At 67.8% G+C, this 25,405-nt stretch carries 23 protein-coding genes; 10 read left to right on the top strand and 13 right to left on the bottom strand.

Annotation, left to right across the window (positions count from 1 at the left end; genetic code table 11):
* The first annotated feature begins 22 nt into the window (after positions 1 to 22).
* The 3 genes from ABD768_RS15115 to holA all read left to right on the top strand — a co-directional run bounded on the left by ABD768_RS15115 (position 23) and on the right by holA (position 4,497).
* Positions 23 to 937 carry a ComEA family DNA-binding protein gene (locus ABD768_RS15115; RefSeq protein WP_344841088.1) on the top strand — a complete coding sequence of 305 codons (915 nt, stop codon included), beginning with the start codon at positions 23 to 25 and terminating at the stop codon, positions 935 to 937.
* Positions 938 to 1,322: 385 nt separating this feature from the next.
* Complete coding sequence (locus ABD768_RS15110) at positions 1,323 to 3,464, top strand: ComEC/Rec2 family competence protein (RefSeq protein ID WP_344841087.1); 2,142 nt, start codon at positions 1,323 to 1,325, stop codon at positions 3,462 to 3,464.
* A 40-nt stretch (positions 3,465 to 3,504) separates the two neighbouring features.
* Positions 3,505 to 4,497, top strand: coding sequence for a DNA polymerase III subunit delta (gene holA / locus ABD768_RS15105; RefSeq protein WP_343984180.1), 993 nt, complete (start codon positions 3,505 to 3,507; stop codon positions 4,495 to 4,497).
* 76 nt (positions 4,498 to 4,573) lie between these two features.
* Here holA and rpsT read toward each other — a convergent pair whose 3' ends face one another.
* From rpsT to ABD768_RS15075, 6 genes are all read right to left on the bottom strand, one after another.
* Positions 4,574 to 4,834 (bottom strand): 30S ribosomal protein S20, encoded by a 261-nt coding sequence (rpsT, locus tag ABD768_RS15100; protein WP_328321396.1) that lies wholly within the window; start codon positions 4,832 to 4,834, stop codon positions 4,574 to 4,576.
* A gap of 158 nt (positions 4,835 to 4,992) precedes the next feature.
* Positions 4,993 to 5,445: an SRPBCC family protein gene (locus ABD768_RS15095; RefSeq protein ID WP_343984177.1), complete on the bottom strand. Its 453-nt coding sequence runs from the start codon at positions 5,443 to 5,445 to the stop codon at positions 4,993 to 4,995.
* A 17-nt stretch (positions 5,446 to 5,462) separates the two neighbouring features.
* Positions 5,463 to 6,710, bottom strand: coding sequence for a hypothetical protein (locus ABD768_RS15090; RefSeq protein ID WP_344841086.1), 1,248 nt, complete (start codon positions 6,708 to 6,710; stop codon positions 5,463 to 5,465).
* Entirely contained in the window at positions 6,707 to 7,246 is a 540-nt protein-coding gene (locus ABD768_RS15085; protein WP_343984173.1) for a SigE family RNA polymerase sigma factor, read from the bottom strand. Before ABD768_RS15085 ends, ABD768_RS15090 begins: the two co-directional genes overlap by 4 nt.
* A gap of 73 nt (positions 7,247 to 7,319) precedes the next feature.
* Complete coding sequence (locus ABD768_RS15080; protein ID WP_344841085.1) at positions 7,320 to 8,504, bottom strand: WD40 repeat domain-containing protein; 1,185 nt, start codon at positions 8,502 to 8,504, stop codon at positions 7,320 to 7,322.
* A complete protein-coding gene (locus ABD768_RS15075; RefSeq protein WP_344841084.1) occupies positions 8,501 to 9,040 on the bottom strand; it encodes an RNA polymerase sigma factor in 540 nt (179 codons plus the stop codon). Before ABD768_RS15075 ends, ABD768_RS15080 begins: the two co-directional genes overlap by 4 nt.
* Positions 9,041 to 9,196: 156 nt before the next feature.
* Here ABD768_RS15075 and lepA point away from each other — a divergent pair, with 156 nt between their 5' ends.
* From lepA to ABD768_RS15055, 4 genes are read left to right on the top strand one after another with little or no spacing between them, the layout of a single operon-like run.
* On the top strand, positions 9,197 to 11,083 hold the full coding sequence (gene lepA / locus ABD768_RS15070; RefSeq protein WP_344841412.1) for a translation elongation factor 4: 1,887 nt from the start codon (positions 9,197 to 9,199) through the stop codon (positions 11,081 to 11,083).
* Positions 11,083 to 11,994, top strand: a complete 912-nt coding sequence (locus ABD768_RS15065; protein WP_344841083.1) for an aminoglycoside phosphotransferase family protein — start codon at positions 11,083 to 11,085, stop codon at positions 11,992 to 11,994. The genes lepA and ABD768_RS15065 overlap by 1 nt, the downstream gene beginning before the upstream one ends.
* 42 nt (positions 11,995 to 12,036) lie before the next feature.
* Positions 12,037 to 12,696: an MOSC domain-containing protein gene (locus tag ABD768_RS15060; protein ID WP_344841082.1), complete on the top strand. Its 660-nt coding sequence runs from the start codon at positions 12,037 to 12,039 to the stop codon at positions 12,694 to 12,696.
* Positions 12,693 to 13,913, top strand: a complete 1,221-nt coding sequence (locus ABD768_RS15055) for an MFS transporter (protein WP_344841081.1) — start codon at positions 12,693 to 12,695, stop codon at positions 13,911 to 13,913. The genes ABD768_RS15060 and ABD768_RS15055 overlap by 4 nt, the downstream gene beginning before the upstream one ends.
* Here ABD768_RS15055 and ABD768_RS15050 read toward each other — a convergent pair.
* From ABD768_RS15050 to kduI, 4 genes are all read right to left on the bottom strand, one after another.
* The gene (locus tag ABD768_RS15050) at positions 13,910 to 16,960 is read right to left on the bottom strand and encodes a glycosyl hydrolase 2 galactose-binding domain-containing protein (RefSeq protein WP_344841080.1); all 3,051 of its coding nucleotides are present in this window, start codon (positions 16,958 to 16,960) and stop codon (positions 13,910 to 13,912) included. The genes ABD768_RS15055 and ABD768_RS15050 overlap by 4 nt on opposite strands.
* A 118-nt stretch (positions 16,961 to 17,078) precedes the next feature.
* Positions 17,079 to 17,843, bottom strand: coding sequence for an IclR family transcriptional regulator (locus ABD768_RS15045; RefSeq protein ID WP_343984160.1), 765 nt, complete (start codon positions 17,841 to 17,843; stop codon positions 17,079 to 17,081).
* 11 nt (positions 17,844 to 17,854) lie between these two features.
* The gene (locus tag ABD768_RS15040) at positions 17,855 to 18,631 is read right to left on the bottom strand and encodes an SDR family oxidoreductase (RefSeq protein WP_343984158.1); all 777 of its coding nucleotides are present in this window, start codon (positions 18,629 to 18,631) and stop codon (positions 17,855 to 17,857) included.
* Positions 18,628 to 19,467 carry a 5-dehydro-4-deoxy-D-glucuronate isomerase gene (gene kduI / locus ABD768_RS15035; protein WP_344841079.1) on the bottom strand — a complete coding sequence of 280 codons (840 nt, stop codon included), beginning with the start codon at positions 19,465 to 19,467 and terminating at the stop codon, positions 18,628 to 18,630. The genes ABD768_RS15040 and kduI overlap by 4 nt, the downstream gene beginning before the upstream one ends.
* Before the next feature lie 169 nt (positions 19,468 to 19,636).
* Here kduI and ABD768_RS15030 point away from each other — a divergent pair, with 169 nt between their 5' ends.
* On the top strand, positions 19,637 to 21,151 hold the full coding sequence (locus ABD768_RS15030) for a sodium:solute symporter family protein (protein WP_344841078.1): 1,515 nt from the start codon (positions 19,637 to 19,639) through the stop codon (positions 21,149 to 21,151).
* 67 nt (positions 21,152 to 21,218) lie between these two features.
* Positions 21,219 to 21,404 (top strand): tautomerase family protein, encoded by a 186-nt coding sequence (locus ABD768_RS15025; RefSeq protein ID WP_132194310.1) that lies wholly within the window; start codon positions 21,219 to 21,221, stop codon positions 21,402 to 21,404.
* 152 nt (positions 21,405 to 21,556) lie between these two features.
* Here ABD768_RS15025 and add read toward each other — a convergent pair whose 3' ends face one another.
* Together add and ABD768_RS15015 are read right to left on the bottom strand one after the other, a co-directional pair.
* Positions 21,557 to 22,528: an adenosine deaminase gene (gene add / locus ABD768_RS15020; protein ID WP_344841077.1), complete on the bottom strand. Its 972-nt coding sequence runs from the start codon at positions 22,526 to 22,528 to the stop codon at positions 21,557 to 21,559.
* Complete coding sequence (locus ABD768_RS15015; protein WP_344841076.1) at positions 22,525 to 23,688, bottom strand: adenosylhomocysteinase; 1,164 nt, start codon at positions 23,686 to 23,688, stop codon at positions 22,525 to 22,527. Before ABD768_RS15015 ends, add begins: the two co-directional genes overlap by 4 nt.
* A gap of 187 nt (positions 23,689 to 23,875) precedes the next feature.
* Between ABD768_RS15015 and ABD768_RS15010 the strand changes: the two genes are divergently transcribed.
* Complete coding sequence (locus ABD768_RS15010) at positions 23,876 to 24,904, top strand: aspartate-semialdehyde dehydrogenase (RefSeq protein ID WP_344841075.1); 1,029 nt, start codon at positions 23,876 to 23,878, stop codon at positions 24,902 to 24,904.
* Here the strand turns inward: ABD768_RS15010 and ABD768_RS15005 are convergent.
* Positions 24,901 to 25,395 carry a T6SS immunity protein Tdi1 domain-containing protein gene (locus tag ABD768_RS15005; protein WP_343984141.1) on the bottom strand — a complete coding sequence of 165 codons (495 nt, stop codon included), beginning with the start codon at positions 25,393 to 25,395 and terminating at the stop codon, positions 24,901 to 24,903. The genes ABD768_RS15010 and ABD768_RS15005 overlap by 4 nt on opposite strands.
* Positions 25,396 to 25,405: the final 10 nt, after the last annotated feature.

Genomic DNA, 25,405 nt, shown 5'->3' with positions numbered 1-25,405 from the left:
AAAGGCTCGTACTTTCCCTGATGTGAAGCTCTCCCGCCAACCCCCACAGCAAGACCCGGAGCCCCGCCGGCAACCCCTCTCCCGCCTCCACAGCAACGTCCACCAGCGCCACACCGCAGAAGCCGCCGCCACAACCAACGACCACGACGGAGCGCAGGCCTCCCGCAGCGCCCCCAACCCCGATACTTCCGCCTCGCGTAGAGGACCCGACTCCGGAGCACTGGCCCCGCGGGGAGGACTCGACCCCGACGAGATCAGAGGCGGTTGGACCCCGCCGGTACCACTGCCCGACCGCCTGAAAGGACCGCTATGGACCCTCTCGCCCCGCCACGTCGTCGTCCTCGCCCTGATCCTGCTCGCCGGCCTGCTATGGGCGGGCTACGCACTGTTCCGCACCAACCCTGAGCCGATCCCCAACCCACCGGGCAGCTTCACCTCCGGTACGCCGGTCGCAACCCCGTCTTCGGCCCACCAGCCGTCGACTACGCCGAAGTCGCCCGTCACAGTCGTGGTCGACGTCGCAGGCAAAGTACGCCGCCCCGGGCTGGTCCACGCCCGGGCCGGCTCACGCGTCGCCGACGTACTAGCCGCCGCGGGCGGAGCCCTGCCCGGAGTAGACCTGACAACCCTCAACCTCGCCCGCCAAGTCACCGACGGCGAACAGATCGTCGTCGGCGCCCCTGCCACCGCCTCTACCGGCACTCCCAATCCGACCCACCCGGCCGGTACTCCGGCAACCTCCACCACCCCAGTCGACCTCAACACAGCAACCCTCGCCCAACTCGACTCCCTCCCCGGAGTAGGCCCCGTCCTAGCCCAACGCATCCTCGACTGGCGCACCGAACACGGCCGCTTCACCACCACCGACGAACTCCAGGAGATCCCAGGAGTAGGCCCCAAGAAATTCGAATCCCTAAAACCCCATGTCCGAACCTGACCCCACCCCCACACCCGAGCCCACCCCTGACCCGACGCCGACGCCGACGCCCGCCCCCGACCTCACGCTCAAGCCCGGGGCCACATCCGTGCCCGAGCCCGCGCCCGTGGCTGACTCCGAGGGTGAGGAGGTGGAGGAGCCTGGTGTTGATTTGCGGCTGCTTGTTCCGGCGGGCGTCGGTTGGTTGACGGCTGTGGTCTTGCTGGGGGCGAGTGCTTCAACCGCCTACTGGGCGGCTGCGGGAGCAGCAGTGGTTACTGCGCTTGTAGTTGCGGGCGGCCTTCTGTGGGCGCGATCGCGAAGGTGGGCGGGACCGCGATCGGGCAGTGGGCGGTTGTGGCAGCTAGTGACAACCGCAGCTGGGGTGGGCGTGGTTGTGGTGGGGATGGCGCTAGCGGCGGGCCTGCAGGTGGAGCGGTTGCAGGCAGGGCCGGTGATGGACTTGGCGCAGTCGGGGGCCGCGGTGAAGGTTCGGCTGAAGGTGGTGGGCGACCCGGCAGTGAGGAGTACGCCGGGGAGCAGGCGGCCGCCGTATGTGGTGGTTCGGGCAACGGTGGAGGAGGTGAGCGGCAGGGGAGCGGCGACGCGAGTTCGTACGCCGGTGCTGGTGATCGGCTCCGTGCAATGGAAGGCGGTGATGTTCGGGCAGCATGTCGAGGCGACCGGGCGGCTCGGGTCGGTCGACAAAGGCGGTGAGGTGGCGGCGATGTTGTCGTCACGGGTCGCGCCGCGAGTGCTTGACGAACCCGCCTGGTGGTTGAAGGCAGCCGAGCGAGTACGGGCCGGGCTGAGGCAAGCAGTCGCCGGCGAACCAGAGGCAGTGCGCGGCCTCGTACCAGCACTGGTCATGGGTGACGAGTCAGCTCTGCCACCCGAGCTGGCCGACGATTTCAAAACGACTGGCCTGACGCATTTGTCAGCAGTCTCCGGTACCAATCTCACGCTCCTGTTGGCGTTTGTGCTCCCAGTCGCCCGACTGCTCGGCGTACGGGCGCGCGGCCTGACCGTCGTCGGGCTCGCCATGGTCGTGGTCTTCGTCGTACTCGCCCGACCACAACCCAGCGTCCTCAGAGCAGCAGTGATGGGCCTCGTCGCCCTGGCCGCGATGGCGGGAAGCGGCGGCACCCGGCGTGCGGCGAGGAGCCTCTCGGTGGCAGTCATCGCCTTGCTCCTGATCGACACCTCGCTCGCCAGATCCGCCGGATTCGCCCTGTCCGTACTGGCGACCGCAGGCATCGTCCTCCTCGGCCCAACCTGGCGCAACGCACTCGCCCACTGGATGCCCGTGCGCTTCGCCGAGGCAGTCGCCTGCCCACTAGCCGCCCAACTAGCCTGTACGCCGGTAGTCGCATGGCTCTCAGGCCAGGTATCAATGGTCGCCGTCGCAGCCAACCTGCTAGCCGGACCCGCAGTCGGCCCCGCAACGATCCTCGGCTTCGGCACCGCCGGAGTCGCCCTACTGAGCGCCGATCTGGCCCGCCTACTCGGTTGGCTAGCGGGCTGGCCGGCCCGATGGATCATTCTCGTCGCGCAGAAGGGCGCCGACCTGCCCGGCGCTTCGAGCAGTTGGCCAGCGACGGTCATCGGCATCGCCGTGCTGACTGCGCTCTGCCTCGCCCTGGTGATCGGCCTGCACCGGATACTCGCCCGCCCGATCGCAATGCTGCTCGCCCTCGTCCTGCTCGCCGTAGTCATCCTGCGCCCGATCCGCTCCTTGGGCTGGCCACCAGCGGGCTGGCTCATGGTCGCCTGCGATGTCGGCCAGGGCGACGGACTCGTGCTGCACGCGGGCCGCAGCACCGCAGTAGTCGTCGACACCGGCCCCGACCCGACGGCCATCGACCGCTGCCTGAGACAGCTCGACGTGAAGTACGTGCCCGTCGTCGTACTCACTCACTTCCACGCAGACCATGCAGGCGGACTGGCTGGTGTGCTGCGAGGGAGGACAGTCGGCGAGATCGAGGTGACGCCGTTCTTCTCCCCACCCGCCGAGTACAAGCGCGTTCTCCAGCTGGCCGCTCAGCACGGAATCCCCGTCCGGACGGTCACCTACCAAGAGAAACGCACAGTCGGTCCAGTCAGCTGGACCTCACTCTGGCCGGCCCGAGTCCCAGCACTCACCGGCAAGTCATCCAAGACCTCAACCGACGAAGGCTCACCCGAGAACAACGCCAGTATCGCCCTGATGACCGAGGTAGCCGGCCTCCGCCTCCTGCTCACCGGCGACCTCGAACCCGAATCCCAACGCGCCGTCCTCGCCACCGGCGCCGACCTTCGAGCCGACGTCCTGAAGGTCCCGCACCACGGCTCCGGCCAACAGGACCCCACCTTCATCGCCGCCACCAGGGCCAGACTCGCGATCATCTCCGCCGGCCTCAACAACGACTACGGCCACCCCGCACCCCGAACCCTCGACCTCCTGACCCACCAAGGCATGAAGATCGCCCGCACCGACACCTCCGGCTCGATCGCGGTGCTGGCCCCCGACCACCAACTAGCAATCACCACAAGCCGAACCACCCCATGAGGCCACGGTTGTCGGTGGGGCGTGGGATGCTTGCGGGGTTATGGCTGCTCGACGAAGTTCCGCGCCCAAGCTTGGGGATGTCCTGCTCGTTACCGGTCCGGAGGCGTTCCTCGCCGACCGGGCTGTTCGGTCTGCGATCGCTGCCGTGTCCAAGGGCGGGGCGGAGATCGAGGTCACCGAGCTTGGCGGTGCGGAGCTCGATGTCGGGGTGTTCGCCGAGCTGACCGGCCCGTCGTTGTTCGCCGCCGAGCGGGTGATGGTGCTCCGGACGTTGGAGAACCTCCCCGCCGAGATGGTCCCGCACCTGCTCGAGTACGCGGGCGCGCCATCCGAGGACGTGCTTGTCGTGCTGGTCCACTCAGGTGGCCAGAAGGGCAAAGGCGTCCTCGACAAGTTGCGGAAGGCCTCGGTCAACGAGGTCGTCGCGACCGCGCCGAAGACCTGGGAGCTGCCGCAGTTTGTCCTGGGCGAGATCCGGCTGCTAGGCGGGAGCATCGACGAGCGCGCGGCGACTGCGTTGGTCGATGCGGTCGGGCATGACTTGCGGGCGCTGGCGGGAGCCTGTTCCCAGCTCGTGTCGGACTCGGACGGTCAGGCGGTGAGCACCGAGCTCATCAGCCAGTACTTCGGTGGTCGCGCCGAGGTCACGAGTTTCGCCGTCGCGGACGCGGCGATCGCCGGCCGGACCGAGCCGGCCCTCGAGCAGTTGCGCTGGGCCCTGGACTGTGGCGTCGCCGCCGTGCTGGTGACGAGCGCGATGGCCGGTGGGCTGCGTGGACTCGCGAAGTACACGAGTGCGCCGAGTGGTCTGCGCGAGGCGGATCTGGCACGCGAGGTCGGCGTACCGCCGTGGAAGCTGAAGACACTGAAGCAGCAAGCGCGTGGCTGGACCGCGGGCGGTCTGGCGGCGGCGATCAAGGCGGTCGCCCAGGCCGACGCGGACGTCAAAGGCGCGTCAGGCGATGCCGGCTACGCGCTGGAGCGGATGGTCATCACGGTCAGCCGCGCCCACGGCCGCCGCCAGCCTGCCTGATCCCGCACGAATCCGGGCACGCAAAAACGACCGGCCTCGCTCCACAGTGGAGGGGAGGCCGATCGTCAGGCGTGAATCAGAGGGAAGCGGCCTTCTTGAAGATGGACGACTTCCGGTTGGCAGCCTGGTTGGCGTGGATGACGCCCTTGCTGGCTGCCTTGTCGAGCAGGCGGGCGGCAACGCGGGCCTGCTCCTGCGCCTTCGCGGTGTCGCCGGTGTCAGCAGCCTCACGGAAGCGGCGAACAGCCGTCTTCAGGGTCGACTTCACCGACTTGTTGCGAAGCCGCGCCGCCTCGTTCTGGCGGTTGCGCTTGATCTGGGACTTGATGTTCGCCACGGATGCAGAGCCTCGATCAGTGTTTGGGATCAGTACAGGAAAAGTTTGGTGCCGTGCACGGGTGAGTACCAACGCACACGCGCGAATGAACAGATTACCAACAAGCCGCCGTCAGCACCAAACCGAGTGATCACCGGCACAGCCTCGAGCTCCGGACCTCAGGACACGGACTCCAGGCTCGCCTTCAGATTACCCAGCGTCTTGTGGATCCCGTACCGGTTGATCCTGACCCGATCCCCGAACATCCGCCCGAAAACAGCCCGCATCGCCGCCGGCCGCCGATCGGTCCACGACTCGGTCACCGTGCACCCGGAGCCAGTAGCGGCGAACTCATACGTCCACAGCGCGATCGGCACGGCCCCAAAAGCAATCCGGAACGAGAACCGCTCACCCGGCACCGCCTCGAGCACCTCGCCCTGCGTGAACCACCGGACCATCCCGGACCGATTCAGCCCGATGAACCGCGACCCCACGCCCGGCACCCCGCCTGTACTCCACCGAACCCCGGTGCACTCCGGGCTCCACTCCGCCATCCGCGACAGCTCGCTCACCTGCGCATAGACCTCCAGCGGCGACGCAGCGACCTCGATCGACTCACTGACATCCGCCACGTCGAATCCTCCAGCGCCTAGGGATAGCCGAGCTCGGGACCGGCCGGTACACCCGTCTGCGGCCCGTCCTGGATTCTCTCGCATGCCCCGCTGATCACGTCACAGCGCAGTGTCATCTGGCGGTCCGTGCCCAGCCCGGCCGAGTTCAGCAGGTGGGTCGAGTCCTCCCAGACCGCCTCATGGTCCGCGGTGACGAGCATCGAGGTGGCGTGGAAGCTGGTCTTCGAGCCGCCGTCGACCAGATAGGCCTGGACGTCGCCTCCCTGGTCAGCCACCAGTACCTGGCCGTCGGGGGACAGGGTCGCTCCGGCGCCGCCGCACACCTGCAGTGTCGTGATCAGCTTGTTCGCAGGCCCGAGGGTGGCTACCCGCACGCACAGATCCGCAGTGGTGGTGCTGTCGGCCGCCTGGGCCTGGTCACTGAGCAGCATCCGGTCGGTTCCCCGGTACGCCGTGAGCAGGCGCCCGTCCGTGTCCACCGTGACCGGCTTCCCGCCACCGCCCGGCTCCCACACCTGGGTCACCGACTTGTCCCGGTCGCGCATGAACCAGACCCCGTCACTGTTCCAGCCGACGACCTCCGCGTTGCTGGTCGCAGGAGTAGCCGCCAGCCGCTTGCCGCTGGCAACCGAGACGGTGACGACCGACGCCGTCCCCTTGCCGGTGGGCGCGACGTACGCCAGCTCACTGCCGTCCCGCGACAACGAGGCGCCATCCCCGGTCACCGGCCCGAATGACCGGTACTTCCCGTCAGTACCGAGTACGCCGACCTCAGCCGCGTCACCGCTCCGACCCGACTGCCGATAAGCCACCCACCCGCAGTCGATCCGCCCGATGCTGAACAGCTCCTGCCCGTCCGGCAGCGGCACGCGGACACCCCGGTCCTCGAGATAGCCGCCATGACGATCGATATCGCGAGCCATGGTGAACGGCACCGACGGCGGCGGCCCGAACGGCAGCTTGTCCAGATCCGGATAGTCCGAGCCGCTGTACTGCTGCTGCGGGAGCTTGAGTGCCTCAACAGCGGGCGCGGCAGGGCACAGGATCCCAGCAGGCGCCGAGTGCTCACGCGAGATCGCCAGCGGCACAACCACCGCCGCGATCACCGCGGCCATCGCCAGCCCACCCACCAGCACTGGTACCCATCGCCGCTCGGACGACGGCTCCTCGCCAGGGAACAGCTCCGGCGGTGCTGCGTTGTCCGGCACCGTCCGGGCGGCGGCGTCGAGGGCTTCCGACAACCGTTCTTCTAGATGCTTGGTCATCGGTCCTCCTTCAGCTTGTGGCCCAGACTCTTCAAGGCGCGGGACGCGGTCGATCGCACGGAGACCTCGCTGATGCCGAGGGTCTGGGCGATGTCCGCGTCGGACAGATGCAGATAGAACCGCATCACCAGTACTTCGCGCCGCCGGGCGGGCAGCGTCGCGAGTGCCGCGAGCACCTCCCGGCGGTCCTCGCCGATCATTGCCGCGCTCTCGGCGGACCAAACCGCCGGTTCGGGCTGCCCCCGGTGCAGCAGCGCGAGCTTGCGGCGCCGGAGTACGGATCGGCTGGTGTTCAGCACCGCGGAGCGCAGGTAGGCCTCGACCCGGGTGCCGTCCTTGATGCTGTCCCAGCGCCGGTACATCGCCGCGAAGGACTCCTGTACGGCGTCCTCGGCCGAGGGCCGGTCCCCGAGCATCAGCAGCGAGAGCCGCACCATCCCGGCCCACTGCTCCCGGTAGAGCCGGGTGATCGCAGCCTCCCGGTCCTGCGAGGGCCCCGGCGGCGCCTCCGACGCGCGTCCCCCGCCAAGCATCATGTCGCTCACAGTAAAGAGACACCGGCTCAGCGCATTTGTTGCACGCTGAGCCGGTGGGAGATCTGCGATGTGGTCAGCGTTGGCCGAGCCCGAACACCTCGCCGGGCTTCTCGGTCACGAGCGCCTTGCACTCGCCGGTGGTGACCCGGCACCGGTAGATCGTCTGGGCCGTCGGCTTGGCCAGCGTCTTGCCGGGGACGAGGCCGAGTACGAGCAGGTCGGTGGCGTTCTCGAAGGCGACCGGACTGGTGCCGACCAGTCCGGCCGGCAGGTTCAGCTTGGTCTGCTTCCCGCCGGCGACGTCGACGGCGACCCAGGGACCGCCGACCACCATGGTTCCACCGTCCGGCGAGAGGCTGACAGTGTGCAGTGCAGGCTTGTCGCTGCAGTACTGCCGTTTCACCTCGGGCCCGCTCGAACCCAGGGTGGCAGCCTTGGCGCAATACCCAGCGCCCTCGGCAGTCGAGTAGCCGAAGGTGTCGCTGCCCGACGCGAGCGCGATCTCGGCCCCCAGGGCAGGTAGCTTCCGGGCCTCAGCAGTTCCGGGCTGCCACAGGTACATCGGCGTACGGTCCGCATTGTTCGCGTACAGCCAGATCCCGGCCTTGTTCCAGCCGAACGAGGACAGCATCGGCGTCGGGATCCGGAGCCGCGAAACCTCGCGACCGTCGGCGACGTTCACCACGACCACCTGGCTGTCCTTGGCCCCGTGCGGCGCGACCGGGATGGCCAGTTGCTTGCCATCGGGTGAGATGGCCGGGGTATCGGCTTCCAGCGGTCCGATCGGCCGGAGCTTGCCGTTCTTGCTGACGATGGCGGCCTGGGACTTGAGTGGATCGGGGTAGCCGGTCGTCACGAGCCAGCCCTCACCGAGCCGGGCCACGAGTTCGCCCTTCACGCCAGGGTTCCGCACGGTCGTCTTGCCGTCGCGGATCGTGGCCCACCAGGTGTCCAGCGGGTTACCCGGGTTGTTCGCGACGGTGATCGAGTAGGGGAGCCGCGGCGCCTCGGCCGAGACCGGCCCGCTCGCCGGCGACCCCGCCGTACCGGGCTGGTTGCCGCCGAGGCTGTTGAGGAAGGGGACGGCCAGGATGAGCACTGCGCCGATGCTGGCAGCGGCCAAGGCCATGGGAGCCCAGTGGCGGCGGGTGGAGGTGCTGGTCGCGTCCAGTTCGAGCCCTGGGCCGTGGGCGGAGTCAGGTACGTCGGCGGCCTTGGTGTGCAGGTAGTCGCGCAGGCGGGTCTCGGTGTCGTTCATCGGGCTTCCTTCAGCTGCTTGGTGAGGGCCGTGAGGCCGCGAGACGCGGTCGACCGCGCGGTGGAGGCGCTGATCCCGAGGATCTGCGCGATCTCGTCGAAGGGGAGGTCGAGGTAGTAGCGCAGCACCAGGACCTCTCGGGGGCGGGTCGGGAGGGTCTGGAGCGCCCGTTGTACTTCGAGCCGCTGCTCCCCGAGTACCGCGGCGTTCTCGGCGGAGTCCTGGGGCGCCTGATGCGGCGGGGTGTAGAGGCGAGCGACCTTGCGCCGGCGCAGCGTCGACCGGCTCGCGTTGAGCACGATCGTCCGCAGGTACCCGAGCGCTTTGTCGGAGTCCTTCAGCGGCCATCGCCGGTACAGCTGGGCGAAGGCTTCCTGGACTATGTCTTCGGCTGTCTGTCGGTCATCGATCACCAGGACGGCCAGGCGCACGAGGCCGCGCCACTGCCGGTCGTACAGCTCCGAGACGGCAGCGTGCGCGTCGTCCGGAGCCGTCGCCTGGTGAGGATGCCTGATGCTCACCACTAGGTTCGTCACACCCTTAGAGACGTCCAGGCTCCGGAAACGCTGTGATGTCACCGCAGCGGGTCAGGCTGTCACCAGGAGTGATCAACACCTGGTCGGAAATGGTTGGCCTCTCATGGGATGATTGATCAGTTGCCCGACCTCTCAGACGACGAACTGGAAATCTCCGTGCCCGCTGGCCCCACGTCCGTTCCGCAGCCCGGTCGCACCGACCCGACGCTGATCCGGAACTTCTGCATCATCGCCCACATCGACCACGGCAAGTCGACGCTGGCCGACCGGATGCTGCAGATCACCGGCGTCGTCGACGGCCGGGCGATGCGCGCGCAGTACCTGGACCGGATGGACATCGAGCGCGAGCGCGGCATCACGATCAAGTCGCAGGCCGTGCGGCTGCCGTACGCGCCGCAGCCGGACTCCCCGGGCGGGCTGCTCGCCCCGGACGGCACGACGTACATCCTGAACATGATCGACACCCCCGGCCACGTGGACTTCACCTACGAGGTGTCCCGGTCGCTGGAGGCGTGTGAGGGCGCGGTGCTGCTGGTCGACGCGGCGCAGGGCATCGAGGCGCAGACACTGGCCAACCTGTACCTCGCGCTGAACGCGGACCTGCACATCATCCCGGTCCTCAACAAGATCGACCTGCCGGGCGCCCAGCCGGAGAAGTACGCGGCCGAACTGGCGCACATCATCGGCTGCAAGGAGTCCGACGTACTGCGGGTCTCGGCGAAGACCGGCGAGGGCGTCGAGGCGCTGCTGAGCGAGATCGTCGCCCAGGTGGAGCCGCCCAAGGGCGTGAAGGACGCGCCGCCGCGGGCGCTGATCTTCGACTCGGTCTACGACACCTACCGTGGCGTGGTCACCTACGTCCGGGTGGTCGACGGCGAGCTGAACCACCGCGACAAGATCAAGATGATGTCGTCCGGCGCGGTGCACGAGATGCTCGAGGTCGGTGTCATCTCCCCGGAGCCGATGAAGTCGCCGAGCATCGGCGTCGGCGAGGTCGGCTATCTGATCACCGGTGTGAAGGATGTCCGCCAGTCCCGGGTCGGTGACACCGTCACCGCGGCCATCCGTGGCGCGACCGAGGCGCTCGGCGGGTACAAGCACCCGCAGCCGATGGTGTACTCCGGTCTGTTCCCGATCGACGGCGACGACTACCCGACCCTGCGCGACGCGCTGGAGCGGCTGCAGCTCAACGACGCTGCCTTGCAGTACGAGCCGGAGAGCTCGGGCGCGCTCGGGTTCGGGTTCCGCTGCGGCTTCCTCGGCCTGCTGCACATGGAGATCGTCCGCGAGCGGCTCGAGCGTGAGTTCGACCTGGACCTGATCTCGACCGCGCCGAACGTGGTCTACCGGGTGACGATGGAGGACGGCAAGGAGCACGTCGTCACCAACCCGAGCGAGTTCCCCGACGGCAAGATCGACGAGATCTTCGAGCCGGTCGTCCGGGCGACGATCCTCAGCCCGAAGGACTTCATCGGCGTCATCATGGAGCTGTGCCAGACCAAGCGGGGCAACCTGCTCGGGATGGAGTACCTGTCCGAGGACCGGGTCGAGCTGCGGTACACGCTGCCGCTGGCCGAGATCGTCTTCGACTTCTTCGACCAGCTGAAGTCGAAGACCAAGGGCTACGCGTCGCTGGACTACGAACCGACCGGCGAGCAGGCCGCCAACCTGGTCAAGGTCGACATCCTGCTGCAAGGCGAGACGGTCGACGCGTTCTCCGCGATCGTGCACCGCGACAACGCCTACGGGTACGGCGTGGCGCTGGCCGGCAAGCTCAAGGAGCTGATCCCGCGGCAGCAGTTCGAGGTGCCGATCCAGGCCGCGATCGGGTCCCGGATCATCGCCCGCGAGTCGATCCGGGCGATCCGCAAGGACGTCCTCGCGAAGTGCTACGGCGGTGACATCACCCGGAAGCGCAAGCTGCTCGAGAAGCAGAAGGAGGGCAAGAAGCGGATGAAGATGGTGGGCCGGGTCGAGGTCCCCCAGGAAGCCTTCATCGCAGCCCTCAAGACCAACGAGCCGTCGGAGAAGGCCAAGAAGTAGTGCCGGTCGAGATCCCCGCTGAGTTCCTCAAGGTCGGTACGCGCGGTCCGGACTGGGCCGATTGGCTCGACCGGCTGCCGAAGCTGGTGGCCGAGTTGCTGGGTCAGTGGGAGCTGCGGGTCGACGGCGGTTCGGCGTACGGGGAATGTGCGCTGGTGGTGCCGGTGCTGGCCAAGGACGGTACGCCGGCGGTGCTCAAGGTCCAGTTTCCGCATGTGGAGGCAGAGACCGAGCATCTCGCGTTGCGGGCCTGGGACGGGAATGGTGCGGTCAAACTGCTCCGGGCCGATCCGCGGCGGTTCGCTTTGCTGCTGGAGCGTCTGCAGCCGCGCGACCTGACGACGGTGGGCGATCTCGAGGCCTGCGAGATCGTTGCCTCCAGCTACAAACGGCTGCACGTCGCGGCGGGGCCGCAGTACCGGCCCTTGTCGGGCGAGGTGAAGCGATGGATCGAGGGCTTCCGCCAACTCCCCGCGTCGGCGCCGGTGCCACACCGGTACGTCGAACAGGCGATCTCGCTGGCCACCGATTTCGCCTCCGACCCGGCCTGCGACGGCAAGCTGATCCACAGCGACCTCCACTACGAGAACGTCATGGCCGCCGACCGCGAGCCGTGGCTGGTGATCGACCCCAAACCCCTGTCCGGCGACCCGTACTTCGAAGTCGCGCCGCTGATCTGGAACCGCTGGGACGAGGTCGTCGCCACCGGCGACATCCGCTTCCGGGTCCGCCAGCGCTTCTACGCCGCCATCGACACCGCCGAACTGGACGAAGACCGCGCCCGCGACTGGATCATCGTCCGCCAGATGGTCAACGTCCTCAACGTCCTCCGCTCCACCACCCCCGACGCCTTCCTCCCCCAAGACTGGCTGACCCGCAACATCGCCATCGTGAAGGCCATCCAGGACTAATTCGGTGGCCGTCCGCACCCCGCACGGGAGAGCATGGCTGGTATGCGCGTGCTGACGGTGAATGTGGTCGAAGAGTTGATTCCGGGGCCCAAGGAGACGGGGTTCACGGCGATCGACAAGCGGCCGCAGAGCCGGCGGGTGCCGGTGGGGGAGCTGGGGCTGGAGGGTGACCGGGTCTGCGACATCGACAGCCACGGCGGGCCGGACCAGGCGCTCTACGCGTACGCCGAGGAGGACGCGCTCTGGTGGAGCGAGCAGCTTGGGCGGGAGATCCCGACCGGGCTGTTCGGGGAGAACCTGCGGACCGAAGGGTTGGACATCAACAACGCGCTGATCGGTGAGGTCTGGCGGATCGGCGACGAGGTCGAGGTGATGGTGCGCGCGCCGCGCGTCCCGTGCATCACCTTCCAGCACCGGATGCAGCTCAAGGGCTGGGTCAAGCGGTTCCATCAGGCCGGCCGGGCGGGCGCCTATCTGAAGGTGCTCAGGACCGGGACGATCGGCGCGGGCGACGGCATCACCGTGCTGAGCAGGCCGGACCATGAGGTCACCGTCGCGGTCATGTTCGCCGCTCAGGACAGTGCGAAGATGCAGGGCATGCTCGACTCCGACGCCGACCTGGTGGACGAGCTTCGGGAGATCGCCCGACGGGTGGCCGCGCGACAGACGGCCGGTCTCGGCGCGGAGTACAGGGAGCTGTGAAGGGCCTGATCCCAGAGCCGGGGCCGCTGCGGCCGCTGGCGTTGGCGACGCTGCTCAGCCGGGTCGGCAACGGCCTGCTGATGACGGTCAGCGTGCTGTACTTCAACCGCATCGTCGGCCTGTCCATCGCGCAGATCGGCCTCGGACTGACCATCGCCGGCCTCTTCGGCCTGCTGGCCGGCATCCCGCTCGGGCATCTGGCCGATCGCCGCGGACCGCGGACGTTGTTCGTACTCCTGGGTGGCTCCGTCGCGGTGCTGTCGCTGGCCTACCTGCTGGTGCAGACCTTCTGGCAGTTCCTCGCCGTCGCCATCGTCCTGACCATCCTCGATCGCGGTGCCGGCTCGGTCCGGGCGGCCCTGATCGGAGCCGTGACGACCGGCACCGGGCGAGTCGCCGCCCGCGCCTATCTGCGGGCGATCACCAACATCGGCATCACGGTCGGCGCGGGAGTCGGCGCGCTGGCGCTGCACTTCGACACCGCCGCGGCCTACCGGACGATGTTCGTGCTCGACTCCGTCCTCACCCTCAGCTCGGCCTTCATCATCCTGGCCATCCCGAGGGTGGCGCCGCAGCCGAAGAGCGAGGACGGTCCGGTATGGATCGCGCTCCGCGATCGCGGTTACCTCGCCGTCGCCGCGCTCAACGCCGGGATGTCCATCCACTACGCGGTGCTCGATGTCGCGATCCCGCTCTGGGTGGTCGATCACACCGAGGCTCCGCGCTGGACGATCGCGTTGCTGCTCGTCGTCAACACCATCGTGGTGTCGCTGTTCCAAGTGAGGTCGAGCCGGGGGATCGCTGATCCGACGAGCGCCGCCAGGGCCACCCGCCAGGCAGGATGGTTGCTGCTGGCATCGATGGCGCTGTTCGCCGGCGCGTCAGGCGGCGGGGTAGCCGTCGCGGTCGCGCTGCTCGTGCTGGGTGCGTTCGTCCAGGTGATCGGAGAGCTGCTGCAGTCGTCGGGCTCGTTCCTGCTCAGCTACGACCTCGCCCCGAATCACGCTCAAGGGCAGTACCAGGGCGTCTGGGGCACCAGCATGTCGATCAGCACGATGGTGGCGCCGACGGTGCTCGCCTTGTTGCCGCTCGGACTCGGCGTACCGGGCTGGATCATTCTGGGCGTCTGGTTCGCCGTGATCGGAGTCCTATTCGTACCAGTGGTGCGCTGGGCCGCCACCCGCCAGCATCAGCAGGTGACGACCCAGGCCGGTTAGGAGACGGTCAGACTGTCCGCGTTCGGACCGCCGTTGGAAGTTGTCGCCACCGTCTTGATCTTGTTGCTCCCGGCCACCAAGTTGACCGTGAGCGTCTTGGTCTGCCAGGTGTCCCAGTTGCCGGTACCAGCGAACGCCAGCCCGCTCGACACAACCGTCCCGTTGACCGTCACGTTCATCGGCCGGTTGGTCGTCGTGCCGTTGGCGTACCGGAGTACGACGGTGGCAGGCCCCGCGGTGGCGGCGTTGACCGTCCACTCGACCGCACTGCCGACCGCGTTGTCGTAGTTCACGAATCCGCGACCCGTGAAGCCCGCGTGGTTCGACTCGACCACCCCGGCCGTGATCGTCGCGTCCTCGGCCTCGTAGAGGACCGGCTGCGGATCAGTCGGTCCACCGCCGTTTCCGGGGATCGTCTGCGTCGCCGTGTTCCACCCGGTCACCCGCACCGAAGGCGCCGCGCCATGGAGGTCCGAAGTACGGTACGACGCCCGCAGGACAACCGACTCACCCGGCCAGAGTGAGACCGCGTTGTCGTTCCACTGCACCGGCAGTACCGGCTTGCCGGCGACGACGATATGCGCGTCGAGGTAGAACGCCGGCGTCTTCGCCGTCGACGTGTTCTTCAACGTCACCGTGGTCGTCGTGGTGTCGCCACTCGCGGACGTCGTCGCGTTGGCCGAGACAGGTGTCTGGGCCAGACTCGACAGACCGGTCAGGTCGGCGTAGCTGGTGGTCGGTGTGTAATACCAGTCGGTGTTGTTCCAGTCCAGCGTGTCCGCCTTGGTGGACAGCCAGTAGACGTTGCGGCTGACCTCGGCCCCGGATGAGTTCGTCAGGACGAGCTTCGCCAGGTACGTCGTCGACAACCCGCTCACAGCCGGGATCGTCAGCGCCGTCGTCTTCCCGCCGTCGCCCGGCACCGACACCGAAGCGGTCTGGCTGAACTTCTCCGTTCCGTCGATGTTGTACAGCTTCACCGAAGCCGTCAGCCCCGACGCGGCCGCGTGGTTCTGGTTGATCACGGCAACGGACTTGTTGTCGTAGGAGTACTGGATGTGCAGCGGCTCGTTCGCCTTCTTGGCGCCGTAGTACGCGCCGTTCTGGTCGAGGTAGGTGTCGAACAGCTGCCAGTGCAGCGACGTCCAGCCGCTGTTGAGCATCCAGTAGATCAACCCGGTCGAGGGGTTCGACGAGTCGGTGAAGTTCCGGTTGTGCGACTCGAACTCGGACCGGACGTTCTCGTACGCCGCCAGCTGCGCCTTCTTGACGTAATCCGCCAGGCTGGAAGGAGCGCCGTACCGGCCGGACAGCGCGTTGCCGAACAGCTTCAGGTTGCCGAAGGTCGACGACGAGGACCGGTGGTACTGGGTGGCCGCCGGGTTCTTCCACAACACGTCGAGCTCGGCCGGTGTGAGCATCCGGTTCAGCGTGTCCAGCGTCGGGATGTCCGGTCCGGCCGAGGTCTCCGAGTTGAAGCCCCACGCGCCGCCGGAGTCGGTGTGCGCCTTGTCGTACCAGTAGTTCGGCGGGATCCAGTCGTACGGCCCGTTCATCTTCATCCCGGAGCTGCCGAGCTGCGGCGACGACTTCGCCGACGCGGCCGGGATCACCGGGGTCTTCCAGTCCGCGGCGTTCAGCGCGTCCAGGTAGTTCTTCTCGATCGTCGCGTTCGGCGCGAAGTCGCTGCCGATCAGGAAGGTCAGCACGCTCGGATGGTTCCGCAGCCGCTCGGCCTCGGCCGTCATCGACGACTTGGCGGTCACGTAGTCCTCGGCGGTCCAGGTGTTGCCCTGCTCGCCGCCGTTGACCTGGCCTTCCCACTTGTCGCAGCACTCCCAGCCGGGCATGGTCAGCACGCCCATCTGGTCGGCCATCTCGAAGAACTCGTCGGGCTCGATGTGTCCTTCGAGCCGGACCGTGTTGAGGCCCAGATCCTTGACGTACTTGAGCTTGTCGGCTGCGTACGTCGCGTCCCAGCGCAGGAACAGATCCGGCGACCAGCCACCACCCCTGACCAGCAACGGCCGGCCATTGATCGAGTACGCCCGCCCGCCACTGCTGTTGAGGGGTGCCTTCACATCCCGTACGCCGAACTTCTCCGACGCCGTGTCGGACGTCGTACCGGCGACCGCGGCCGTCACGTCGAAGGAGTAGAGCGGCTGTCCGCCCATCCCCGCCGGCCACCACACGTTCGGGTTGTCCAGCCCGACGTTGGCGAACGTGACGGTCTTCTTCTCCTTGGCCGCAAGGGAGACCGACTGACTGACCGGTACGCCGGCCACGGTACCGCTGACGATCGTCGTCACCGCGGCCGCCGAGTCGTTGCGGACATCGACCTTCGGCGTCAGGTCGACGTGGTCGAGCGCGGGCACGGTCAGCTTGGTGACCACGTGAGCGCCGCGCAGCGCGACGGGGCCGCTGTGCCGGACGACGACATCGCGGACGATACCCATGTTCTGGTCGGGTGGCGTCTGAGCCCAGTCGATCCAGCCCATCGTGAGGTCGTTGTTCGGGTCGTTCGGGTAGACCTTGAACGCGACCGCGTTGCTGCCGGCATGGACCTGCGCGGTGATGTCGAGGTCGTGCCGGGTGTAGGCGCCGGCTGTCTGGGTCTTGTCGGCGACCCGGACACCGTTGACCCAGACGTCGGTGCGGGACAGCACGCCGCTGAAGTCGAGGTACGTGCGCTGGGTGGTATCGGTGACCTGGATCTCCGAGCGGTACCACCAGGGAACGGTGAACTGGGCCTTGTCGACGTTCTTCATGTTCGTCGACACGAACGGGTCCGGGTACTTGTTGTTCTGCAGCAACCCGGCGAACACGGTCGAGCGCGACGACACCGGCAGCCAGCCGCTGGTCGGGAAGCCCGGCTTGGTGACGGCGGAGTCGTCGGAGACCTGGGCAGAGGTCTGCAACAGGAAACTCGGGATGGCAGCGGCAGACGGAGCTGCCTCTGCTCTGGGCAAGGCGCCGGCGGCGGGGATCGCCGTACAGACGCCGGCGACCAAGGCGGTCGCCAGTAACCAATGGGGGACGCGTTTCATGGGATGGGCCTCCTGGGGCGGGAGCGGGCCGCTGATCGTTAAGAAAGTTTCCTAATAATCAAAGCCGATGCTAACGCCGCGGAGACCCGGTGACAACGGACCGCGCAGGATTGAGAACTCAGTGTGTGGGTTCCATGTAGCCCAGCGCGGCCGAGATCTTCCGGGCCGCCTCGATCGCGGCCGGTGCCATCAGGGCGACCTGGGCGATCGACTGCTCCAGCGACAGCGTCGAGATGCTGACCGCGGCGATCGCCGTACCGGTGTGGTCGTGGATGACGGCCGCGACGCAGCGGATGCCGGGCTCGTTCTCCTCGTCGTCCAGCGCGTACCCGCGGGCCCGGACCTGGGTGAGATCCGCCTTCAGCGAGGCGGCGGTCGTGTGGGTCAGGGGAGTGCGGGCCGGCAGGCCGGTACGGGTGACGAGTGCGTCGAGCGCCTCGTCGTCCTTCTCGGCGAGCAGTGCCTTGCCGATGCCGGTGCAGTGCAGCCAGAAGGCCTTGCCTACGCGCGACGGCATCCGATACGGCTTGGGGCCGTCCAGGCGGGCGACGTAGATCGCCTCGTCGCCGTTGAGCAGCCCGACGTGGACCGTGCAGCGGGTCTGGGCGACCAGGTCGGCCAGTACCGGCCGGGCGACCGTGGCCAGGTCGACGTTGGTCAGCGCGTGGCCGGCCAGCCGGAGCGCCTTGGGGCCTGGATGGTACGAACCGTCTTCCGACTGCGCGACGAAGTCGTGCTCGACGAGCGAGGCCATGATCCGGTGCACGGTCGATTTGGCCAGGCCGGTGGCCGTCACCACGTCGGTGAACCGGGAGTGCTCGAGGACGGCGTCGAGCACCATCAGCGTCTTGTCGATGGCCGAGGGCGAACTCATGTCGCTCATCCTGTCACCTCTTATCTGGCTAGCCAGCCACCGTCGACGGCCAGTACGTGTCCGTTGACGTAGCCGGACGCCGCCGAGGCCAGAAAGACCGCGGCGCCGATCAGGTCTTCGGGCCGGCCCCAGCGACCGGCCGGGATGCGGTCGCGGATGGCCGCTTCCCGCTCCACGTCGGCCCGCAGGTCGGTCGTGTTGTCGGTACTGATGTACCCCGGGGCGATCGCGTTCACCTGGACGCCGGCCGCGCCCCACTCGTTGGCCAGCGCCTTCGTGAGGCCGGCGACCGCGTGCTTGCTCGCCGTGTACGCCGGAACGTTGATCCCACCCTGAAAGCTCAGCAGGGAAGCGATCGTGATGATCTTGCCACTGCCGCGCGCCACCATCGCGGCACCGATCGGACGGGTCACCGCCCAGGTGGAGTTGAGGTTCACGTCGATCACGTGCTGCCAGTCGGCCGCCCCCGTGGCTGCCGCGGGCGCCCGGCGGATGGTGCCGGCGTTGTTGACCAGGATGTCGATCTGGCGGCCCGCCGCAGCAGCTCCCTCCACTGCTGCGATCGCCGCCTGCTCGACGGCGGCCGGGTCGGCGAAGTCGGCGGTCACGATGGTCGCCGCGCCGCCGCCGTTCTCCTTGATCGCTTCGAGCGTGTCTTCCAGCGCCGCGTCGCGCGCCATCAGGATCAGGTCGGCGCCGGCCGCTGCCAGTCCGGCCGCGATCGCGGCGCCGATGCCCCGGCGGGCACCCGTGACGAGCGCTGTTTTCCCCGTGAGTGAGAAGGACGCTTGCGTCACCGCAGGTCCTTCACGTCGACGCCGTCCATGTCGGTGAAGGCCTGGTTCTCGCCGGCCATCGCCCAGACGAAGCTGTACGCCGCGGTGCCGACGCCGGAGTGCAGCGACCAGCTCGGGGAGATGACGGCCTGGCGGTCGGCGACGATCAAGTGCCGGGTCTCCTCGGGCTCGCCCAGCAGGTGCACGATCCGGTCCGACTCGGGCAGCCCGAAGTACAGGTAGCACTCGGTCCGCCGGTCGTGGGTGTGCGCCGGCATCGTGTTCCAGGTGGAGCCCGCGTGCAGGGTCGTCACGCCGAGCACGATCTGGCAGCTCTTCACCCCGTCGGCATGGATGTACTGGTCGATGGTGCGGCGGTTCGCGGTCTGCTGGTCGCCGAGCTCGAGCCGGTTGCCCTCGCCGGGCTGGACGAGCGTCGTCGGGAAGTCGGTGTGTGCTGCCGCGGAGAACAGGTAGAACGCGGCGTCGGTCCCTTCGAAGACCACCTCGCGGGCGCCGCGGCCGGCGTACAGGCAGGCGCCGGTGACGAGCTCGAACTTGGTGCCGTCGACCGTCACCGTGCCGGGGCCGCCGACGTTCACGATGCCGGCCTCGCGGCGCTCGAGGAAGAACTCGCTGCGCAGCTCCGGCCAGGTGCCCAGGGTGAGCGGGCCGCTGACGGGCAGGGCGCCGGCCAGCACGATCCGGTCGTGGTGGGTGAGCACCGCGGTGATCGTGTCAGGGGTGAACAGGTCGTCGACCAGGTAGGTCCGGCGCAGCGCGGCGGTGTCGAACCCGGGCACCTGGTCGGGATGGGTGGCGTGCCTGACCTGGAGAGCTTTCTGCGGCGAATTCACAGAACAAGGTTCTATCTCATGGAACAGTCTGTCAAACGATGTCCGTGTCGTGGGCTGAACAGCTCCCTTTGGTGTCGGTGTTTGTTCCACCTCTTGACACCTGGTTCTGGCAGATGGAACCTTCCTCACATCCCGCCCTCGCAGGACAAGGCATCTTGGAGGACCCCCGATGACAGCGCTCGACTGGACGGTGCTGGCCGGCTATTTCGTGCTGATGGTGCTGATCGGCCTCTGGTCGCGCACCAAGATCAAGACGGTGGTGGACTACTTCACCACCGGCGGCCGGATTCCCTGGTGGCTGTCCGGCATCTCGCACCACATGTCCGGCTACAGCGCGGTCATGTTCGTCGCCTTCGCGGCGGTCGCCTACACCTACGGCATCACCGTGTACGTCTGGTGGGCCGTGTCGATCGGGGTCGGTGTCGGCATCGGCGCGTTCATCTTCGCCGCCCGCTGGAACCGGCTCCGCGCGAAACATGGGGTCGTGTCGCCGCTGGAGTACTTGGCCAAGCGGTACAACCTGCCGACACAGCAGGTGCTTGCGTACTCCGGTGCCGCGCTCAAGGTGGTCGACATCGCCGCGAAGTGGGTCGCGATCGCGGTGTTGCTGAACGGCTTCACCGGCGTACCGATGCGCTGGGGCATCCTGCTCACCGGTGTGGTGACGATGCTGTACGCGACGCTGGGCGGACTGTGGGCCGACGTGCTCACCGACTTCGGCCAGTTCATCATCCAGGCCGCGGCCGGGATCGCGATGTTCGTCGGCGTGCTCTCGCACCTGGACGGCATCCCGACGCTGTGGAAGATGTGGGACCAACTGCCCGAGGGGCACGGTGACGCGCTGAACGGGCCGTACACACCGGTCTTCCTGATCGCGTTCCTGTTCATCAAGACCTTCGAGTACAACGGCGGGATGTGGAACCTGGCGCAGCGCTACATGGCCGCGCCGTCCGGTTCCGAGGCGAAGCGGTCCGCGCTGTTGTCGTCGATCCTGTGGCTGGTCTGGCCGCTGGTGCTCTTCATCCCGATGTGCGCGGCGCCGCTGCTCGTGCCCGATCTGGCCAAGCCGGAGCAGTCGTACGTCCAGCTGGCGCAGCTGTTGCTGCCGAGCGGGCTGATCGGGCTGGTGCTGGCCGGATTCTTCTCGCACACGATGGCGATGGTCGCCTCGGACGCGAACGTGATCTCGTCGGTGATCACCCGCGACATCGGCCCGGTGCTGGTCCCGAAGCTGCGCAAGCTGTCCGACGTCGCGACGCTGAAGTTCGCCCGGATCACCACCTTCACCTTCGTCACGCTGAGCATGCTGATCGCGATCATCACCAACGGTCAGGGTGTGGTCCTGAAGATCGTCGTCGACCTGGTGGCCGCGACGATGGGCCCGATCTCGATCCCGCTGATGCTCGGCCTGCTGCCGTGGTTCCGGCGCTCCGGATCGCGGGCGGCGATCGCCTCCTGGGCGGCCGGCCTGATCGTCTGGGCGATCGTCAAGTGGGGCGTGGGCTCCACCGACACCACCCTGGTGGTCGCGTTGCCGCTGGCAACCTCTCTGGTCGTCTACGTAGGCCTAGGCCTCCTGTTGCCCGAACGCCGCGACTCCGTAGACGCCCTCCTCGACTCCCTCAACTCCGACCCCGACGAGTCGGACGAGGTTCTCGCCAGACGAGCGGCCGCCGTCAGCTGACCACTCCTCTGGAACAATGTTCCACACCGCAGAACCACTCAACTGATCGCTTCAAGGAGCTACTTCTATGCCGAACATCACCGTCGAACTGCTCTCCGGCCGCACCCTCGACCAGCGCCGCGAGTTCGTCGCCGCCGTCACCGACTCCGCCATCGCCATCCTCGGCGCCAAGCGCGAAGCGGTCCGCATCGTCTTCCAGGAGATCGAAAAGTCCGACGTAGCCAACGGCGGAGTACTCGTCTCCGACAGCTGACCCCCTCCAGTGCGCCCGCCCGGCGCACGCCGCCGGCCCGGTCTCCCTCCCGCCCCTAGGGAAGCCTGGGCCGGCTCGGGTTCAACACCCCGAGCCCGGCTCAACCCGCCCGGCCCCCGCGCGCCCACCCAGCCCCGGCCCCCGCCCCGGCTTTAGCGCTCGTCGGCGAGCGCGCCTATTTCGCCGAAGGCGGCTGCCGCTGACTGACTTGCGACCAGCGCAAGCTGCTCGGCAGTCAGGCCGACCTCGACCACCGCCGTGTGGTGCTCCTGTGAGAGCTTGACGTCACTCACCCGTGGGTTGTCGGTGTTGAGTGTGACCGGCACCCCAGCGGCGAGCAGCTTGTGGATCTGGTGTTCGGCGTAGCTCGGAGCCGCTCCAGTCTGCGTATTACTCGTCAGCGACACCTCCAGCGTGACCCCATGCTCAGCCAGCCACTCCATCAACTGCGGATCCTCAGCAGCCCTCACCCCATGCCCGATCCGTTCCGCGCCGAGGTGCCGCACCGCATCCCACACGCTCTGCGGGCCGGCCGCCTCGCCTGCGTGGATGGTGATATGCAACCCGGCGTCCCGCGCCTTGCCGAAGGCATCCGCAAACATCTCCGCCGGGAAGTTCGCCTCGTCGCCGGCCAGATCGACCGCGCAGAAGGTCTCCCGGTGCGACAGCAGCGTCGCCATCTGTTGCTCGGCCGAGTCGGCACCGAGATGCCGGACGACGATCCCTATCAACCCGACCGGCAACCCCCACTTGGCCGACCGCTCCGCCACCGCCCCCGACACCGCGTCGATCACCGCTTCAGGCGCCAGACCGGTGTCATGGGCAATGATCCCCGGGCAGTACCGCAGCTCGAGATAGTCCAGCCCATCATCGAAGGCGTCGTCGACAGCCTCCGCCGCCGCGCGACTCCAGTCATCCACCCCAGACAGCACGCCGATCGCGACATCCACCTTGTCCAGGTACGGAAGCAACCCGCCCTCGGACCCATCGGCGACGAGCGCAGTACGTGGTTTCACGCGCCCAGCGAGCTCATGCCCCGTGCGGGCAGCGATGTCGAGCACCGTGCTCGTCCGGATCGACCCTTCGAGATGCCGGTGCAGGTCGACGAGTGGCAGCTTGGTCATGAGCGCTCCAGCGTTGCGGCGAAGGTTCCGGCGATTTCCCGATCGAGTTCCTGCGGCACAGCCTGTACTCCGGGCAGCGCGCCCCCGGTCGCCACGAGCGCGAGCGACCGCGCCTGCAGCGTAAGCCCGAGATCCATCGCCTCGATCGGATTGCCACCCGCACTGACCAGATTGATCATCCGGGTCTGCGCAAGCACCGTGATCCGCCGCCCGTCCGGCTGGACATAAGTCTCGTGCTCGGCAGTCTGCCGGGCAGACCCATCGGCAATCTGGCGGGCGGATCCATCGACAGCCTTGACGAGCGACCCGAGGCGTCCCAGATCCAGCTCCCAGGGAAAGTGCCCGACCCCGGCGATCACCGCATTGTCGGGCAGCGCCGCGATGCCCTCGTCGCTGACCACATCCGGCTGCCCGGTGGCGAGGAACAGCAGGTCGGTGCTGCCGAGCAGAGTGTCGAGCGGACCAACCCGGTGACCATCCAACGCGGCCTCGAGCCGCCGGTACGGATCAAGGTCGGCAACTTGCACCCGCGCGCCCAACTGCCGCAACGTCTGCGCCACGCCACGACCGCAAGGCCCGTAGCCCGCCACCGTCGCCCGGGTGCCGGGGAGCATCCGGTTCGTCGCGTTCATGAAGCCCTGAACAACCGACTGCCCGACTCCCCACCGGTTCTCGACGAGCAGCTTGAGATAGCTGTCGTTGATCACGATGACTGGAAACTGTGGCTGGTCTTCGCGCTCCCGCAGGAGCAGCGCACCGGTCGTCGTCTCCTCAGTCCCGCCGAGGAAGTTTGCTGGCAGCCCCTGGTCGAGCAAGGTCCGGACGAGGTCGGCGCCGTTGTCGAGAACCAGATGCGGGTCGCAGGCCAGGACGTCGTCGATGCGTGGAGCGTCGTCGTCGGCCGCGGCGTGGACCTGTACGCCCAATATGGCCAGCCAATCGGCGACGTCCTGTCGCGTAGTACCGGGTGAGCCAGTTAGCCAGACTTCAGCGCCGGCTTCGATCAGCAGAGTGCAGAGGACGGCTGTTTTGGGCTCGATGTGCAGACAGATGGCGATCCGGAGGCCCTTGAGCGGCGTCAGATCGGTATCGAGGAGCAGCGGCATGTTCTGGGCAGCCCACCGCACGTCGGCATGCGTGAACAGAGAAAGGTCGTGCATGAGTGATCCTTCGCAGCGAAGAAAAGAAGGTAGGGGTTGGCTCGGTGGAACGGCCGGTCCTACTGGTAGAGATCGCTGCGGTACGAGTGGTCGCCGAAGATCACCGCGGCACGCACGGCGGATCGATTCGTCTCACTCAACACATATTGAGGGTAGCCCACTCGGCTGGTCACTTAGGCTTGGCCTCATGCGAGTAGGCGTATTCGGAGCAACTGGTCAGGTCGGCGGCGTGATGCGGCAACTGCTGGTGGAGCGGAAGTTCCCGGTCGAGGAGATCCGGTACTTCGCGTCCGCCCGCTCAGCCGGTAGCCAGCTGGCGTTCGGCGACGAGAAGATCACCGTCGAGGACTCGGCGACGGCCGACTTCACGGGACTCGACCTGGCGCTGTTCTCCAACGGGAAGACGGCGTCCAAGGAGTTCGCCCCGAAGGTCGCCGCGGCGGGCGCCGTCGTCGTCGACAACTCCTCCGGCTGGCGGATGGACCCCGACGTACCGCTGGTCGTTGCCGAGGTCAACCCGGGCGATCTCGACCATCTCCCCAAGGGCATCGTCGCCAACCCCAACTGCACCACGATGGCCGCGATGCCGGTCCTCGCACCGCTGCACCGCGAGGCCCGGCTCACCCGCCTGATCGTCTCGACCTACCAGGCCGTGTCCGGGTCGGGCGGCGTCGGCGTACGCGAGCTCGAGGACCAGACCCACGCTCTCGCCGACGGTGCTGGACGTCTCGCTCTCGGCACGGACGGCGTCGTACTCCCTGAGCCCTCTGTCTATGCGGGGCCGATCGCCTTCAACGTGCTCCCGCTGGCCGGGTCGATCGTTGCCGACGGCACCGGTGAGACCGACGAGGAGCAGAAGCTCCGCAACGAGAGCCGCAAGATCCTGCACATCCCGGATCTCCTGGTCGCCGGCACCTGCGTCCGCGTTCCCGTCTTCACCGGCCACTCGCTGAGCATCCACGCCGAGTTCGCCGACCCCATCACCCCCGACCGGGCCACCGAACTCCTCGCCACCGCCCCGGGCGTAGAACTGTCAGACCTGCCGACTCCGTTGCAGGCAGCCGGCAACGACCCGTCCTACGTAGGCAGAATCCGCCAGGACCAGTCCGTCCCCGGCAACCGGGGCCTGGTCCTGTTCATCTCCAACGACAACCTCCGCAAGGGCGCCGCTCTCAACGCGGTCCAGATCGCCGAACTCCTCCAGCAACGCGCCTAGCCCTTGCGGCGTCCGAAGAGACCTCGCCGTTTCGGCTCCTCCTGAACGGCGACGGTCACCGGCGTACCGTCGGCGAGCCCAGTGGTCTGCGCATGGATCTGCCCGGCCAGATTGATCGCGACCACGAAGTCCATCACCTGCAGATTCCCCGGCTCGACCGCTCCACCGAGAACCGGCGGCGTGGCGAAGTCGACGATCTCGTCCGCCCCCGGCGCCAGCCCGCGCTGCAACGCGGCATCAGCCAGATCGATCAGCAGCTCATCCTGAACCTCCGGCCGATCGAGATCGGTCTGCAGGTGCTCCTGATCGGTCCACCGATGCGTCAGCGTGCCCGCGATCGGGTCGAGCAGCCAGAAGCCGTCGTCCGCGGCCAGGAACACATGACCGAACATCGTCGCCAGGATCGGCTTCTTGCCGGCCAGATCCAGCCACGCCCATGTCTCCAGCGCACCGGCGTACTGCTCGTCGGTGAAGCTCTTGATGAAGTCCATGGGCGCAGGC

It is taken from the genome of Kribbella ginsengisoli, assembly GCF_039537185.1.
Classification (GTDB): domain Bacteria; phylum Actinomycetota; class Actinomycetes; order Propionibacteriales; family Kribbellaceae; genus Kribbella; species Kribbella koreensis.
Note: the sequence above shows the minus strand (reverse complement) of the source record. Positions and strands in the feature narration are given on the sequence as shown.